Source organism: Streptomyces sp. NPDC031445, from assembly GCF_055581365.1.
Map to the genome: position 1 here is coordinate 448,939 of NZ_JBVIJO010000001.1, position 14,961 is coordinate 463,899.

General features: G+C 75.0%; 12 protein-coding genes. All 12 read right to left on the reverse strand.

Going from position 1 to position 14,961, the window contains the following annotated elements; genetic code table 11:
- Nucleotides 1-50: 50 nt before the first annotated feature.
- Complete coding sequence (locus ACZ5DC_RS01785; protein ID WP_468648350.1) at nucleotides 51-176, reverse strand: hypothetical protein; 126 nt, start codon at nucleotides 174-176, stop codon at nucleotides 51-53.
- Nucleotides 173-1,849: a TRAFAC clade GTPase domain-containing protein gene (locus ACZ5DC_RS01790; protein WP_468648352.1), complete on the reverse strand. Its 1,677-nt coding sequence runs from the start codon at nucleotides 1,847-1,849 to the stop codon at nucleotides 173-175. The genes ACZ5DC_RS01785 and ACZ5DC_RS01790 overlap by 4 nt, the downstream gene beginning before the upstream one ends.
- Complete coding sequence (locus ACZ5DC_RS01795) at nucleotides 1,846-4,476, reverse strand: GTPase-associated protein 1-related protein (RefSeq protein ID WP_468648354.1); 2,631 nt, start codon at nucleotides 4,474-4,476, stop codon at nucleotides 1,846-1,848. Before ACZ5DC_RS01795 ends, ACZ5DC_RS01790 begins: the two co-directional genes overlap by 4 nt.
- On the reverse strand, nucleotides 4,473-5,744 hold the full coding sequence (locus ACZ5DC_RS01800) for a TRAFAC clade GTPase domain-containing protein (RefSeq protein WP_468648356.1): 1,272 nt from the start codon (nucleotides 5,742-5,744) through the stop codon (nucleotides 4,473-4,475). Before ACZ5DC_RS01800 ends, ACZ5DC_RS01795 begins: the two co-directional genes overlap by 4 nt.
- A 3-nt stretch (nucleotides 5,745-5,747) precedes the next feature.
- Nucleotides 5,748-7,940 (reverse strand): hypothetical protein, encoded by a 2,193-nt coding sequence (locus ACZ5DC_RS01805; RefSeq protein WP_468648358.1) that lies wholly within the window; start codon nucleotides 7,938-7,940, stop codon nucleotides 5,748-5,750.
- A gap of 423 nt (nucleotides 7,941-8,363) precedes the next feature.
- Entirely contained in the window at nucleotides 8,364-9,101 is a 738-nt protein-coding gene (locus ACZ5DC_RS01810) for a sirohydrochlorin chelatase (protein WP_468648360.1), read from the reverse strand.
- A 2-nt stretch (nucleotides 9,102-9,103) separates the two neighbouring features.
- Nucleotides 9,104-9,988, reverse strand: coding sequence for an ABC transporter permease (locus tag ACZ5DC_RS01815; RefSeq protein WP_468648362.1), 885 nt, complete (start codon nucleotides 9,986-9,988; stop codon nucleotides 9,104-9,106).
- Nucleotides 9,975-10,778: an ABC transporter ATP-binding protein gene (locus ACZ5DC_RS01820; protein ID WP_468648364.1), complete on the reverse strand. Its 804-nt coding sequence runs from the start codon at nucleotides 10,776-10,778 to the stop codon at nucleotides 9,975-9,977. Before ACZ5DC_RS01820 ends, ACZ5DC_RS01815 begins: the two co-directional genes overlap by 14 nt.
- A 12-nt stretch (nucleotides 10,779-10,790) precedes the next feature.
- Nucleotides 10,791-11,903 carry an aliphatic sulfonate ABC transporter substrate-binding protein gene (locus ACZ5DC_RS01825; protein ID WP_468648366.1) on the reverse strand — a complete coding sequence of 371 codons (1,113 nt, stop codon included), beginning with the start codon at nucleotides 11,901-11,903 and terminating at the stop codon, nucleotides 10,791-10,793.
- 233 nt (nucleotides 11,904-12,136) lie between these two features.
- The gene (locus tag ACZ5DC_RS01830; protein WP_468648368.1) at nucleotides 12,137-13,471 is read right to left on the reverse strand and encodes a sulfate adenylyltransferase subunit 1; all 1,335 of its coding nucleotides are present in this window, start codon (nucleotides 13,469-13,471) and stop codon (nucleotides 12,137-12,139) included.
- A 2-nt stretch (nucleotides 13,472-13,473) separates the two neighbouring features.
- Nucleotides 13,474-14,409 (reverse strand): sulfate adenylyltransferase subunit CysD, encoded by a 936-nt coding sequence (gene cysD / locus ACZ5DC_RS01835; protein WP_468648370.1) that lies wholly within the window; start codon nucleotides 14,407-14,409, stop codon nucleotides 13,474-13,476.
- Nucleotides 14,406-14,942: an adenylyl-sulfate kinase gene (gene cysC, locus ACZ5DC_RS01840; RefSeq protein WP_468648372.1), complete on the reverse strand. Its 537-nt coding sequence runs from the start codon at nucleotides 14,940-14,942 to the stop codon at nucleotides 14,406-14,408. Before cysC ends, cysD begins: the two co-directional genes overlap by 4 nt.
- Nucleotides 14,943-14,961 lie beyond the last annotated feature (19 nt).

A 14,961-nucleotide genomic window follows, 5' to 3' on the forward strand; every position in this document is an offset into this window, starting at 1 on the left:
TCCTTTCAGGTGAGAGGGGATCATGTGGAAGCAGGTCGTCACGTCGGGTGTCAGGGCCGGGGCAGCACCAGCCCTACCCCGAGGACGAGCGCGGCGGCCGCCAGGACCAGGGCGGCGACGAAGAGGCCCGCCATCACCCGCCGGGCCCGGCCGGCGGACGGAGTCACATGGTTCATGCCGGGGTGTACCCGCCTTCCCTGTCGCCGTCCGGCCGCCGCCGGGGCCACGGCACCCGGCCCGCCCCGCCGCCCGCCCGCCCGGCCGGCGGGCCGGTGCGCAGCCCGGAGGCGGCGAGGAGCCACAGCACCGGTTCGGCGGCGCGCCGCTGCTCGCTCTCCAGCGGGCCGGTGCCGGTGGCCGCGTGGGAGCTGACCGCCCAGTAGCGGGCCGCCCCGAAGTCGTGGCCGAGGGCCCGCACCAGCGCGCCCAGGCCGATGTCGCCGAGCCAGTGGTCGATCCGGCCGTCGCCGGGCGCCGGCAGCGAGGTCAGCCGGTCCAGCACGTCCCGCTTGGTGACGACCGCGGCCACCGGCAGCCGGCGCCGCCGCCCGGTCAGCGCGGCCAGCTCGCCGGTCAGCCGCTCGTACGTCGTCCGCGGGCCCTGCGCCGAGGGCCGCGCCCGCTGTGCCCGCTCGGCGTCCGCCGGACCGAGCCGGCCGCGCACCGTGGGATCGGCGAGGACGTCGGCGACCAGGACGACGCCGTCCGCGTGCGCCAAGTACCCCTGCGCACGCACCCGTTCGGCGTCGCTCACGGACTCGCCCATCGGGTCGTACAGATACAGCAGCCGGCGCCGCCGGCCCCGGGCCACCGTGAGTATGAGGGCGCGCGGCGGCCCACCGGTCGTGGCGTGCGCCCAGCCGGACTGGTTCAGCTGCCGGCTGACGCCCGCGTGGGCACCGCGGTCGGCGGAGGTCGCCCACTCGACGCGCAGCCGGCCCTCCCGGGCCCAGGAGTGCAGCCCCTCCACCATGGCCGCCATCAGCATCGTCTTGCCGGAGGAGGTGCCGCCGACCAGCGGTGTGTGCACCACCCGGGTGGTGGCCACCGCCTGCGGCAGGACCTGCTCACAGCGCGGGCACAGCGCCGCCAGCCTGCCCCGCCCGGTCAGCCGGGTGGCGGGCAGCCTGCGCCCGCAGCCGCACACGTGCCACAGGGCGCCGTACCGGCCCGGCCGCAGCTCGGCGTGGCGGGCCGGGCAGCCGGGGCAGCGGTGCACGGCCAGCGGCACCGGCGCGTAACAGCCGGGGTGGGGGCAGGTCGTGCGCAGGCCCCGCAGCAGCGCCCAGCCGCGCTCCAGCCCGCGCAGCAGGGGCACCGCCGCCGTCCAGCCGAGCCAGACCACGCCGAGCAGCAGCGCGAGGACCAGCAGGGCCCAGCCGAGCAGTACGGTCGCGAGGACCGCGCCGGTCAGCGCGCCCGCCGCCGTACCGGGGGCGATCAGGGTGGCCAGCAGGAACCGGCCGAGCGACGCCCGGACCCGGCGACCCCGGGGACGCCGGCCGCGGAACAGGTTCCGTACGGTCCGGTCCATCCAGGGGTCGGTGAAGGCCCGCCACAGCATCCGCATGCCGTCCCGGGCGGCACTCGCCGCGTCCGCCCACGACTGCCGCCACCAGTAGGCGAGTTCGGCGGGCTCGGCGGCCCCGACACCGGGCAGCCGCGGGTCCGGGCGGCCCGCCTGCCACGGCCCGAGCCCCCGCCACACCGCGCGCACGCCCCGCCCGAGGAACTCCCACAGCGTCCGGAACAGGCACACCGCGACGGCGACCAGCCCCGACCAGACGAACAGGGCCAGCAGCACCTGCGACGCGAGGTGCAGGTCCCCGTCACCGCCTCCGGCGTTCACCGGGCACCTCCGCCGGCGGGCGGCTGGACGTCCCCGTGCCAGGTCGCCCCGGCGTCCTCGCGGCGCCCGCGCCCGGTCAGCCGGCCCGCGAGCCGGCCCAGGGCACCCGGCCGGTTCCACGCGCGGTACGCGTCCAGCCGCCCCCGGCCGGTGCGCCGCAGCGCCTCCTCGACCGCCGCCCGGTCCTCGGCGGGCAGCGCCCGCACCACCGGCCGCAGCACCTTGGCCAGCAGCGCCGTACGGGTCGCCTCCCAGCCCGGATGGGTGTCCTGGTACGCGGTCCAGTCGCAGAAGCGGGCGGCGGCGTACGACGGCACGGTCCGCAGCCGCTCGGCCACCGCGGCACCGCGCGCCGCCCGCTCGTAGGCCGCCAGCAGCGCCGGGTCGCCCGAGCGGGCCAGCGCGTACAGCTCGCTCTCCGGCACCGGCACGGTCAGCAGCCGCCGGGCGAGGGCGTCGTGCACCCGCCGGGTCACCTGATCCGGTACGGGCTCGACCGCGCCGTCCCGCAGCGTCCGGACCCGTTCCACCCAGTTCTCGCCCTCGCCGTCGGTGCCGAGCAGCGCGGTGAACTCCAGCAGGAGCAGCGGCACCCGGTGCGCCGGGGCCAGTTCCGTGGTGAAGCTGCGCAGCAGGTCGGCGGCGAGCAGCGGGACGGCGGCGTCCTCGGCCGGGGCGGCCAGCGCGGCGGCGACCAGCAGGTCCCGGGTGCCGGCCAGCCGGTGCGCGTCCGAGCCCAGCTCGTTCAGCAGCAGGCTCGCCTCCTCGCCGGTGGGCAGCTCGTCGCGCCACACCAGACGGAACGCCGTGTGCAGGACGGCGGGATCGGCGTGCGGCGAGACCCCGGCGGTGTGCAGCACCGCGCGCAGCCGGCCGCGCCGGTCACCGCCGGCCGGACCGGCCGCGTCCCCGAGGACGCACATCCGCAGATGGGGGAAGCGCGGGTCCGGGGCGAGGGGCAGCCCGGACCCCGCGAGCCGTCCGGCGACCGCGACGGGATGAGCCGCCGCGAGCGCGTTCAGCGCCCCGAACAGGGCGGTGCGCAGGGCGGGGTGGGCGTGTACGGCGTCGAGGAGGGCGGCGTCGGAGCGGACGCCCGCCGGCCTGGCGCCCACAGGCTCCGCGCCCACCGGCACCTGGCCGCCGGCCGGCTCCGCGCCCACCCGCGCCCGGTCGCCCGTCGGCTCTGCGGTCACCCGCGTCCGGTCATCCGCAGCCTCCGCGCTCACCAGCTCCCGGGCGGCCCGGCCCGCGAACTCGGGGAGCAGGTCGGTGCAGTCGACGTCGAGCAGGTCGGCGACGCGCAGCAGCTCCAGGGGCCGGCCGATCGCCGGTCCGGTGGCGTCCGCGATGCCGTGCCGCAGGTCCGCCGCCAGGTCCCGGGCCAGCGCGGCCCTGACCTCCGGAGTCAGCGAACCCGCCCCCAGCACGGGCACCGGGCCCCGGCCGCGGACCGCCAGGGTCAGCACCCGCGCGGCGAGCGGCGCCGACACGGCCGTGGGCACCTGCCCGTCCAGCCGGGCCAGCAGCGCGGCCAGGGCGACCGGCTCACCGTCCCCGGAGTCCCCGGAAACCGTGGCGCCCCCGGGGTCCCCGGCATCGCCGGGGACCTTCCCGGTCTCCCGCGCCAGCTCCCCGATCAGGGCCGTCAGCGTCGGCTCCGGCAGCGCGGCGGCGTGGTCCGTGGCCCAGCGGGCCGCCGCCGCCCGGGCGGCGGCGGGCAGGCCGATGCGCTCGGCGAGCGCGGTGACGGCGAGGGGACCGGCCTCACCGGCGGTGTCCCCGGCGCCGCGGACCGTGTCGCGGAACAGCTCCGGCCGCCCGGCCGTCCAGATCCGCGCGCAGACCTCGGCCCAGACGTCCGCCACGGGCTCCGCCGCGGCCCGGCCGGTGCCGTCGTGCACCCGGAACCGGTGGTCGTGCCCGACCGGCTCCGACGAGGGCAGCGCCCCGACGATCTGCTGGCGGGCCTGCTGCGGGCGCCGCGTGTACGTCGTGAACGTCAGCCGGTGTGCCAGCTCGCGCGGCAGGACCGTACAGGCCAGCGCGATCCACTGGGCCACGTCCGCGCTGTCCCGCTCCACCAGCACGATCTGCCGGGCGTCGCTGCCGTCGGCCAGGGTGCGCAGGTCGGCGAAGAACGCGGCGAGCCGGTCCGCGCGGGACCGGGCGAACGCCACGAGCCCGTCCCGGCGCAGCAGCCCCGACGGCGCGAACCGGTCGATCGGCTCCGGCCGGCCGCCCGGCGGGGTGGCCTCCGCCCAGCGCGGCGACTCCCACGCGGTGATCGGCAGCGCGCCGTCCGGCAGCCGGACGCCGGGAGGCAGGTGCACGGCGTGCGCGTGGAAGTTGCCCCACCGCCCGCTGTAGTCCGCACCGGTGTACACCGACCGGCACAACAGCCGTCCGCCGTCGGACAGTTCGGTGCAGCTCAGGGAGCGCGGGAAGGATTTCAGCTGCTCGCCGTCCGGCCGGTCGGGCAGGTCGCGCGGCGGCTCGTACCCGATGAGCTGTTCAGCCTCCCGCAGCAGCGTGGCCGGTACGCCGGGACTGACGGCGGTGAAGCGGAAGCCGGACCCGTCCGGGCCGGGCGGTGCCGAGGTGTAGTGCAGCTGGGCGAGGTTCACCGCACACGCTCCTTCCCGGCCGTCGCCCTGTCCTTGCCGGCCGTGCGGACGGGCAGCAGCCCGCGCAGGGACAGCAGCCACAGCAGCGGGTCCTCCACCCGCACCGGCTGCGGACCCGACTTCGGCACGTCCGCCGGGGCGTTCGCGGGCGGTGGCGCACCCAGCGCCGAGAGTCCGAACAGCGACAACCGGTCGAAATCGTGCTCCAGTTGGCGCAGCAGCGCGCCCGAGTCCCAGTCGGTGAGCAGGGCGCGGAGTTCCTCGTGGACGGCGAGCCGGTCCTCCGTGTCGTAGGCGCCGCCGGGGTGCGGGGCGTTGCGCAGCAGCGGGGAGTGCGGTTCGAGCAGGGGCCTGAGCATGTCCGTCTTGGTGACGGCCACGGCGATCGGGGTGGTCACCCGGCCGCCCGCCTTGCCCTTGCCGTGGGTGCGCAGCTGGGCGGCGAGGTCGGCGGCGATCTGCCGGGGCGAGGTCTCCACCACGGGCAGCGGCGGGCCGTCGTGCACCGGCAACCGGTCGCGCACGGAGCCGAGTTGCAGCGGGTCGACCAGCAGGATGATGCCGTCGGCGGCGCTCAGGTAGCGGGTGTAGCGGTCCATCGCCTCGGCGTCCGCGAGGTCCTCGCCGGCCGCGTCGAAGAAGACCAGCGTGGTGTGCCGGGTGCCGGAGCCGCCCAGCAGCCCGCGCCGGGGCAGGCTGAGCCGGTACAGCAGCGGGTCGTTGAAGCCGAGCGCGGCCGGCCGGGTGGCGCCGGGCAGCCGCAGCCGTTCGTACAGGTCCTCGGCCATCTCCCTGTCCCGGGCCTGCGTGTGCTGCCCCATCGCCGCCAGCGACGCGTGGTAGGCCTGGCCCACCCGGTGGTCCAGCTCGTTGCGCAGGACGGCGACGTAGGTGCTCTTGCCGGACGCCTTGGCGCCGACCAGGGCGATGATCCTGCTGTCCTGGTCGCAGTAGTCGCTCGGCAGGTCGCTGTGGCAGGACCCGCACACCCGCACCGGCGTCGGCACCCCGCAGTCGGGGCAGGGCACGCTGCTGCCGGAGCCGCCGGGCCCGGCGAGTCCGGCGAGCCTGCGCGCCGGGGCGAACACCGGGCCGCGCATCCGGGCCGCCGGGGGCACGCCCGGCCCCATGAACGCGGCCCAGGTCTCGTCCGGCCGCGGCCCGCAGGGCGCGCCGCCGCGCACGCCGTTCGGCGTCATCAGGCAGCGGTACGGCAGTCGGGACGCCGACGCGCGGGTGAAGCAGTAGGGGCAGATCACGGTCGTCATGGCTCAGCGCACCACCAGGCTGGTGAGAGAGGGTTCCTCGAGTCGGACCGAGGCGGCGTGCTCTCCGAGCAGGAAGCCGCGCAGGGTGTAGGGGGACGGGCAGGGGGCGGCCGGCAGTTCCCGTTCGAGGCTGCCGTGCCGGGCCAGTTCGGGCCCGGGGATCCGCAGCACGGTGGTGCCGTCGGCGGCGTCGCGCGGGCGGAGGGTGCCGCCGCGGGCGACGCACACGAACTCCGGGACCTCCGCGAGGCCGCCGGGCGCGCTGAGCGTGACCCGCAGCAGCGTGCGACGGTTTCGGCCGAGCAACCTCCGTGGGGACCTGACCAGTTGGTAGGAGACGGCGGCGTCCGCCGGGACCAGCGCCTCGGCCGCGTCGGGCACCACGACCACCGCGCCGGGCACCCGCGGCACCGGGGCGGCCCGCACCCGGACGGCCCCCGGGCCGACGGGCAGGTGCAGTCCGCCACGGCGGTAGGCGTGCGCGGTGACCGTGCGCTCCCCGCCGCCCGTGGATCCCACCGGCGTCCAGCCGACCACTAGGTGCGGGACGTCCTCGGGCCAGTCCAGGACGATCCGCGCCCGCCCGTCCGGGAGCCGGTGGGCGCTGATCCCGGGCACGGGCCGTACGGCCTCCACGCCGACCACCGGCCCCGCGAGCGCCCGCGCCCCGCGTACGGCGACGGCGGCGACCTCGGTGTACGTGCCGGGCGGCGGACACGGGGCGCCCGCCGGTCCGGGCCAGCCCAGCGGGGGCGGGAGCGTGTCGGTGCGCAGCTCGGTGCCCGGCTCCGGCGCCCCGCCGGGCCAGGTCACCAGCCGGACCTCGGCGCCCTCCGCCCCGGTCCAGGCGAACCGTACGGCGCCCCCTTCCACGGGCCGTGCGGTCAGCGTGCGCACGGGCTCGGGCCAGGGGTGCACGCTGGCGGTCGTGCGCAGGCCGGGGGAGGGGACCGTGCGGCCGTCGGACGTCCGGTAGTGGCACACGATGCGGAAGGCGTGGTCGCCGGGCGGCAGGCCGGTCGCGGTGAACCCGTCGGCGCGGGCGGTGAGGTGCGCGGTGCCTCCGTCCGGCCCGGTGTGTTCGACCGTGACCTCGGCGGCGGCGTCGGGCCGCCGCCAGGAGCCGTCGATCCGCGCGGGGCCGTCCGCCAGCACCGGGTGCTCCACCTCGGGGGCGACGACCAGCCGCCGGGACACCAGCGGCGGCCCGTCCACCACGCCGTCGCGCAGCGGCAGGGCGGCGTACCGGACCGTGCCGCCCGGTTCGGCACCGGTGTCCCGCACCGGGGCGGTGGCGGAGCCGGGGACACCGCGCACGGCGGGCTTGCCCCGGCCGTCCCGGTACAGCCGCAGCAGCCGCCACTCGCCGGGCGTCTCCCGGTCGTCCTTCCAGGTCAACTCGACGTGATCGGCGCGGAGTTCGGCGCCGAGCGCGGGCCGGCGGCCGTGCAGGCGGACCAGTCCGCCCAGGGCCCGCCGGTCGTCACAGGCCGTCCGCAGCGCCCGCAGGTACGCGGCGCCCGCCGCCTCCCGGTCGCCCCGCTCCTCGGCCCGCCGTCCCTCCCGCAGGGCGTCCCGCACGGCGCGCAGCCGCTCGGCCGTCCCGTCCCGCACGGCCGCGAGCGCCGGGTCGACGCCGTCCGCGGGCAGCCGGTCCAGCAGGGTGCGCAGCCGGTGCAGCCGGGCCTGTGCCAGCGCGTCGGCCAGGGACTCGGCGGCGTCCCGCTGCGGCCGGTCGAGCCGGGGGCGCAGCCGGGCCGCCGCGAGCAGACCGGCCGCCTCGTCGGGGTGGACGCCGGCCTCGCGCACGGCGGAGCCGCGCTCGCCCTCGGGGCGCTCCTGGAGCAGGTTGATCAGCTGGTAGAGGACGATCCGGCGGGGCGCCTGCGGGTCGGCGCGGTGCAGTTCGGCCAGCCGCGCGGCGAGCGGGGCGACGGCGGGATCCGCGGACCGGGCCAGCCCCTCCAGCAGCGGCGCGTCCACCCGGCGCCGGCCGTGCGCCCCGGCGGGCACGAACAGCCCGTCCAGGACCCGTAACCCGCCGGCGCCCGCCCCCAGCGCCTCCCCGAGGTGACGCAGGCCCGCCGCGTGCTGGGCGGTGGCGAGGGCGCCGTACCCGGGCACGAGCGGGCTGAGCGGCAGACCCGACAGGGCCCTGGGCAGCCCCAGGTGACACCCGAACTCCCGACCGGCCACGCGAACAGTTCTCCCCCGATAGTGCTCAGGGGTCCATCCCAGCAGATCCACAAGTGCCGGGGAGGGCTTTTCGAGGAAACCGAGCAGGTGGGGGCGTGCCGTGACGAGCGGGGGCACCGGGGTGCCCCCGGCGGCCGCGAGGGAGCCGCCGGCGAACCCGCACGCCGGCGGCGAGACACGGCCGCGCGGCGGTTCCGCGCCGAGTGCGGTCCAAGGCCGGCCGGCGCGCGCTGTCGTACCGTTCCTGCGCGACCTGCGCCACCTCCGGCGCGGGCCTGGCGACGGTGATCCGCCGCTCCGCGCGGTGGTTACGCGCCGAGTGCCGTCAGGGCCGGCCGGCGCGCGCTGTCGTACCGTTCCTGCGCGACCTGCGCCACCTCCGGTGCGGGCCTGGCGACGGTGATCCGCCGCTCCGCGCGGCGGTTACGCGCCGAGTGCCGTCAGGGCCGGCCGGCGCGCGCCGTCGTACCGCTGAAGCGCCACTTGCGCCACCTCCGGTGCGGGGCCGAGCACTTCGGCGAGGACGTCCGCCTCGGCCGCGCCGCGTGCGATCCGGTCCGGCAGGAAGCCGGGGGCCAGGACGTACGGGGCGACGGCGACCCGCTCGCAGCCGAGGGCGCGCAGCTCGCGTACCGCGTCCTCGGTGCGGGGGAGGGACGCGGAGGCGAACGCGGGCCGCACGGCGCACCAACCGGTGTGCCACCACTCCCGCGCGATGTCGGCGATCACCGCGATCGCCTCCGGGTCGGAGGACCCCGCCGAGGCCAGCACGACCCCGGTCGAGGACTTGCCGGCGGGCGACAGGCCCGCCTCGTACAGCCGCCGTTCCAGCGCGGACAGCAGCAGCGGGGACGGGCCGAGCACGTCCGCCTGCCGGATCCGCAGCCGCCCCGGCGCGTCCCGCAGCACGGCGGGGATGTCGGCCTTGGCGTGGAACGCGCGGGTCAGCAGCAGCGGCAGGGCGACGACGTCCCGCACGCCCTCCGCCGCCAGCGACCGGAGCACCCCGTGCACCGACGGGACGTTGAAGTCCAGGAACCCGGTCTCCACGCGCAGGCCCGGCCGCAGCGACCGCACCCGCCCCACCAGGGCGTGCACGGTCGCGGCGTGCCGCGGGTCGCGGCTGCCGTGGGCGATGACGAGGAGGACGGGAGGGCGCATGGTCAGCTCTTCACCAGCAGGCCGCGGCTGCGCAGCACCCACCGCTCCAGCGGGCTGAAGATCAGCAGGTCGATGGCGATGCCGACGAACAGGATCAGGAAGATCGCCTCGAACACCATGGACATGGAGCTGGCGTTGCGGCCGTTCTCCAGCAGCGCGCCCAGGCCGATGCCGAGGTCGGGGGAGGAGGCGATGATCTCCGCGGCCATCAGCGAGCGCCAGGAGAAGGCCCAGCCCTGCTTCAGGCCCGCGAGGTAGCCCGGCAGCGCGGCCGGCAGGACGATGTGCCAGGCGCCCCGCACCCCGGTCGCGCCCATCGTGCGGCCCGCCCGCAGGAACAGCGGCGGCACCTGGTCGATGCCGGAGACCAGGCCGTTGGCGATCGACGGGACCGCGCCCAGCAGGATCACCGCGTACATCATCGAGTTGTCCAGGCCCAGCCAGATCACCGCGGGCGGCACCCACGCCACCGACGGCAGCGACTGCAGACCGGACAGCACCGGCCCGATGGCCGCCCGCACGAACTTCACCCGCGCCACCAGCAGACCGAGCGGGGTCCCGATGGCCAGCGCGAACAGGAAGCCCAGCAGACCGCGCGAGACGCTGGTCCAGATGTAGCCCAGCAGCGTGCCCTCCACCCAGGCACGCTTGAACTCGCCGCCGACGTCGGCGGGCGAGGGCAGCTTCGTCGGATCGTCGACGATCTTGAAGGAGATCAGCGCCTGCCACACGACCAGCACCACCACGGTGGCGATGAGCGGCGGCAGGATCTTCGCCGTGAACGTCTGCCGGAACGGCGTACGGCCGGCGGCGACGACCTCCAGCGCGTCCAGGCCCGCCTCGACGCTCCCCGCGTCCGTGACCGTCTTGGTCTCAGTGCTGGCCATGACGCCGGATCTCCCCACGCAGGACTTCGGTGATCTCCAAGGACAGTTCGGCCACCGGCGCGTCCTCGATGCGCCGCGGCTGCGGTATGTCCACCCGCCACTCACGGGCCACCCGGCCCGGCCGGGACGACAGCAGCACCACCCGCTGCGCGAGCCGTACCGCCTCGCGCACGTTGTGCGTGACGAACAGGACGGACACGCCGGTCTCCGTCCAGATCCGGGTCAGCTCGTCGTGCAGCAGGTCCCGGGTGATCGCGTCCAGCGCGGCGAACGGCTCGTCCATCAGCAGCAGCTGGCTGTCCTGGGCCAGCGCGCGGGCCAGGGCCACGCGCTGGCGCATGCCGCCGGACAGTTCGTGCACCCGCTTGCCGTACGAGCCCCGCAGCCGCACCAGTTCGAGCAGCCGCTCGGCCCGCTCGCGGCGCTCGTTCTTCGGCACGCCCCTGAGCCTGAGGGCGAGTTCGATGTTCTTGCCCGCGGTCAGCCACGGGAACAGGGCGTGCTCCTGGAACATCAGGGCCGGACGCCCGTCGGTCGCGATGCTGCCGGCGGAGGGCCGGTCCAGCCCCGCCACCAGGTTCAGCAGCGTCGACTTGCCGCAGCCCGAGGCCCCCAGGAGGGTGACGAACTCACCCGGTGCGACATCCAGGCTGATGTCGTCCAGGACGAGCTGCTGCCCGCCCGGTGTCGCGAAGGACTTCGAGACGTGCTCGATGCGCGCCGCGTGCTCGACCGTCTCGGCGGCCTCGGCGAAGGTCGTTGCCATGGTCGTCACCTCCTGGGAACTCATCGGCTACGGGACTTACCGGGCGCCGAGTCCGGCGTCGCTGACGGTGTGCTCGCCCTCGGCCTTGAGGACCTTGTTCAGGAGGGTGAGGTCGTAGATGCCGTCCAGCTTGGGGTTGTCCAGCAGGCCGGCCTTGACGGCGTGCTTCGCCTCGGTGTCGAGGGTCGCGGCCAGCGGGTCGTCGGTGAACTGGACGGACTTCCACGCCGGGTCCAGGACCTTCGCGGGCAGTTCCTTGCCGGAGTCGACGCCCAGCTGCTTGTTGGCCGCGGCCTTCGCCTCGTCCGGGTTGGCGTTGATCCACTTGTTGGTCTCGACCGACGCCTTCAGGACCGCCTCGACGGCCTTCGGGTGCTCCTTGAGGAACTTCTGCGACACGATGATGTTCGTGATCACGAACTTCTTGTCCGGCCACAGCGCCGACTCGTCCAGCAACACCTTGCCGCCCTCGGCGACCAGCTTCGAGGCGGTCGGCTCCGGCACCCAGGCACCGTCGATGGAGCCGGACTTGTAGGCGTCCGGGGTCACCTTGTTGTCCGTGCGGACGACGGACACGTCACCCTTGCCGCTCTGCGCGTCGACCTTCCAGCCCTGCTCGGCCACCCAGTTGAGGAACGCCACGTCCTGCGTGTTGCCCAGCTGCGGGGTGGCGATCTTCTTGCCCTTGACGTCCTTCAGGGACTTGATCTTGTCCGGGTTGACGACCAGCTTCACCCCGCCGGAGGCCGAACCGCCGATGATGCGCAGGCTCTTGCCGTCGGACTTGGTGTAGCCGTTGATCGCCGGGGAGGGGCCGATCCAGCCGATGTCGATGGAACCCGAGTTCAGCGCCTCGATCTCGGACGGACCGGCGTTGAAGATCTGGTACTTGGCCTCGGTGGCGCCCAGCTCCTTCTGGAAGAAGCCCTTCTGGTTGCCGACCAGGGCGGTGGCGTGGGTGAGGTTGCCGAAGTAGCCGATCTTGACGGAGCCGAGCCCGTCGATCTTCTTGGCGCCGGTGGCGATCTTGGCGCCCGCGTTGTCGTCCTTGGAGTCGGACCCGTAGCCGCAGGCCGCGAGGGACAACAGGGGCAGTGCGGCGATCGCGGCGAGTCCGCGGCGAAGCAGGGTGGAGCGGTTGGCAGGCACGGGAGGCTTTCCTCTCGTTGGCCCGGCGGTCACGGGCTTTCAGGTCGTGGCCGGGAGTTCGGCAAGGGTCTTCGTCGCGTCCGGGACGTCGGGTGGGGGGACGGGGCGCGCAAGCGGTGCGCGTACGTCAGCGCGCACATCGCGCGACCCCGCCCTGCCCGCTGCCGAGGGCGCCGCTGCCGACGCGGCCGCCCTCCTTGGCGAACGTCGAGTAGAAGTCGGTGGGGTTCATCTCAGAAGTCCCAGCCCTCGTCGTCGGCCGCGTCCTTGACCGGCTCGGGGGAGGCGAACGACTCGCCGACCATGCCCGCGGTGAGCGTGGTGCCGTCGGCGGGGTCGATCAGGATGAAGGAGCCCGTGCGGCGCGAGTCGGCGTAGGAGTCGACCGGCAGCGGCTCGGCGGTGCGGATCTTCACCCGGCCGATGTCGTTGGCGACGAGCTGTCCCGGGTGCGGGTGCAGGGACAGGTCGTCGAGCGTCAGCCGGGACGGGATGTCCTTCACGATCGCCTTGACCGTGCGGGTGCCGTGCTTGAGCAGCACCCGGTGCCCGACGGTCAGCGGCGCGTCGGCGACGTGGCAGACGGTCGCCTCCACGTCCTGCGTGGTGGCCGGGGCGTCCTTCGTCGGCACGATCAGGTCGCCGCGGGAGACGTCGATGTCGTCCGCGAGCCGCACCGTCACCGACTGCGTCGTCCAGGCCGCGTCGACCGGCTCGCCGAGCAGGTCGATGCCGGAGATCGTCGAGGTGCGGCCGGACGGCAGGACGGTGACCGGCTCGCCCACGCGGAACGTGCCGGCCGCGATCTGGCCCGCGTAGCCCCGGTAGTCCGGGTGCTCGGCGGTCTGCGGCCGGATCACGTACTGCACGGGCAGCCGCGCGTGGCAGTGCGCCAGGTCGTGGCTGACCGGCACGGTCTCCAGGTGCTCCAGCACGGTCGGGCCGCCGTACCAGTCCATGGTCGCGGACGGCTCCACCACGTTGTCGCCGGCCAGCGCCGAGATCGGGATCGCGGTGACCTCCGGGACGCCCAGCTCGGTCGCGTACGCCGTGAACTCCTCGGCGATCGCGGCGAAGACCTTCTCCTCGTAGCCGACGAGGTCCATCTTGTTGACGGCGAGGACGACGTGCGGGACGCGCAGGAGGGCCGCGATGGCCGCGTGCCGGCGGGTCTGCTCGACCACGCCGTTGCGGGCGTCGACCAGGATCACCGTCAGCTCGGCCGTGGAGGCGCCGGTGACCATGTTGCGGGTGTACTGCACATGGCCCGGGGTGTCGGCGAGGATGAACCGGCGGCGCGGGGTCGCGAAGTAGCGGTAGGCGACGTCGATGGTGATGCCCTGCTCGCGTTCGGCGCGCAGGCCGTCGGTGAGCAGCGCGAGGTCGGGGGTGTCCTGGCCCCGGCTCGCGGAGGCGCGCTCGACGGCCTCCAGCTGGTCGGCGAGGACCGACTTGGAGTCGTGCAGCAGCCGCCCGACGAGCGTGGACTTGCCGTCGTCGACGGAGCCGGCGGTGGCGAACCGCAGCAGGGTGGTGGCCGGGAGCGCCTCGGTCGTGGTCGTGCTCATGCTTAGAAGTACCCCTCGCGCTTGCGGTCTTCCATCGCGGCCTCGGACAGCTTGTCGTCGGCGCGGGTCGCGCCCCGCTCGGTCAGCCGGGACGCGGCGATCTCGGCGATGACCTTCTCGATCGTGTCGGCGTCGGAGTCGACCGCGCCGGTGCAGGACATGTCGCCGACGGTCCGGTAGCGCACCTGCCGCTTCTCGACCGTCTCGCCGTCCTTGGGCCCGCCCCACTCCCCGGCCGTCAGCCACATCCCGCCGCGCTGGAACACCTCGCGCTCGTGGGCGAAGTAGATCTCCGGCAGTTCGATGCCCTCGCGGGCGATGTACTGCCAGACGTCCAGCTCGGTCCAGTTGGACAGCGGGAAGACCCGCACGTGCTCACCGGGGGCGTGCCGGCCGTTGTACAGGTTCCACAGCTCGGGGCGCTGGCGGCGCGGGTCCCACTGGGAGAACTCGTCGCGCAGGGAGAACACCCGCTCCTTGGCGCGGGCCTTCTCCTCGTCACGCCGGCCGCCGCCGAAGACGGCGTCGAACTTCTCGCTCTGGATCTTCTCCGTCAGGGGGAGGGTCTGGAGCGGGTTGCGGGTGCCGTCGGGGCGTTCCTTGAGCACACCGCGGTCGATGTAGTCCTGGACGGAGGCCACATGGAGTCGCAGCCCATGTGCGGCCACCACACGGTCCCGGTATTCAAGGACCTCCGGGAAGTTGTGTCCGGTGTCCACATGGAGCAGTGCGAACGGCACCGGCGCGGGGGTGAAGGCCTTCAGCGCGAGGTGCAGCATGACGATGGAGTCCTTGCCGCCGGAGAACAGGATCACCGGGTTCTCGAACTCGCCCGCGACCTCGCGGAAGATGTGGACCGCCTCGGACTCCAGCGCGTCCAGGTGCGACAGCGCGTACGGGCTGTCCGTGCCCTCGTCCACCGTGGCGACCGTGGTCATGCCAGTCCCCTCTCGCTCAGCAGCGCGTACACCGACGCGGCCGACTCCTGGACCGTCTGGTGCTGCGACTCGATCCGCAGATCCGGCGTCTCCGGCTCCTCGTACGGGTCATCGACCCCGGTGAGCCCGGTCAGCTCGCCCGCGGCCTGCTTGGCGTACAGCCCCTTCACGTCGCGCACGCTGCACACCTCGACCGGGGTCGCCACATGGACCTCCAGGTACGGCGTGCCGTTCTCCTCGTGCCGCTTGCGCACCGCGTCCCGGCTGTCCGTGTACGGCGCGATCACGGGCACCAGCGCCTTGACGCCGTTGCGGGCCAGCAGTTCGGCGACGAAGCCGATGCGCTGGACGTTGGTGTGCCGGTCCTCCCGGGAGAAGCCGAGGCCCGCCGAGACGAACTCGCGGATCTCGTCGCCGTCGAGCACCTCGACACGGTGGCCCCCGGCACGCAGCCGGTCCGCCAGCGCGTACGCGATGGTGGTCTTGCCGGCGCTCGGCAGACCCGTGAGCCAGACGGTGGCTCCGGTCGTCACGTGGTTCTCCTGAATCCGC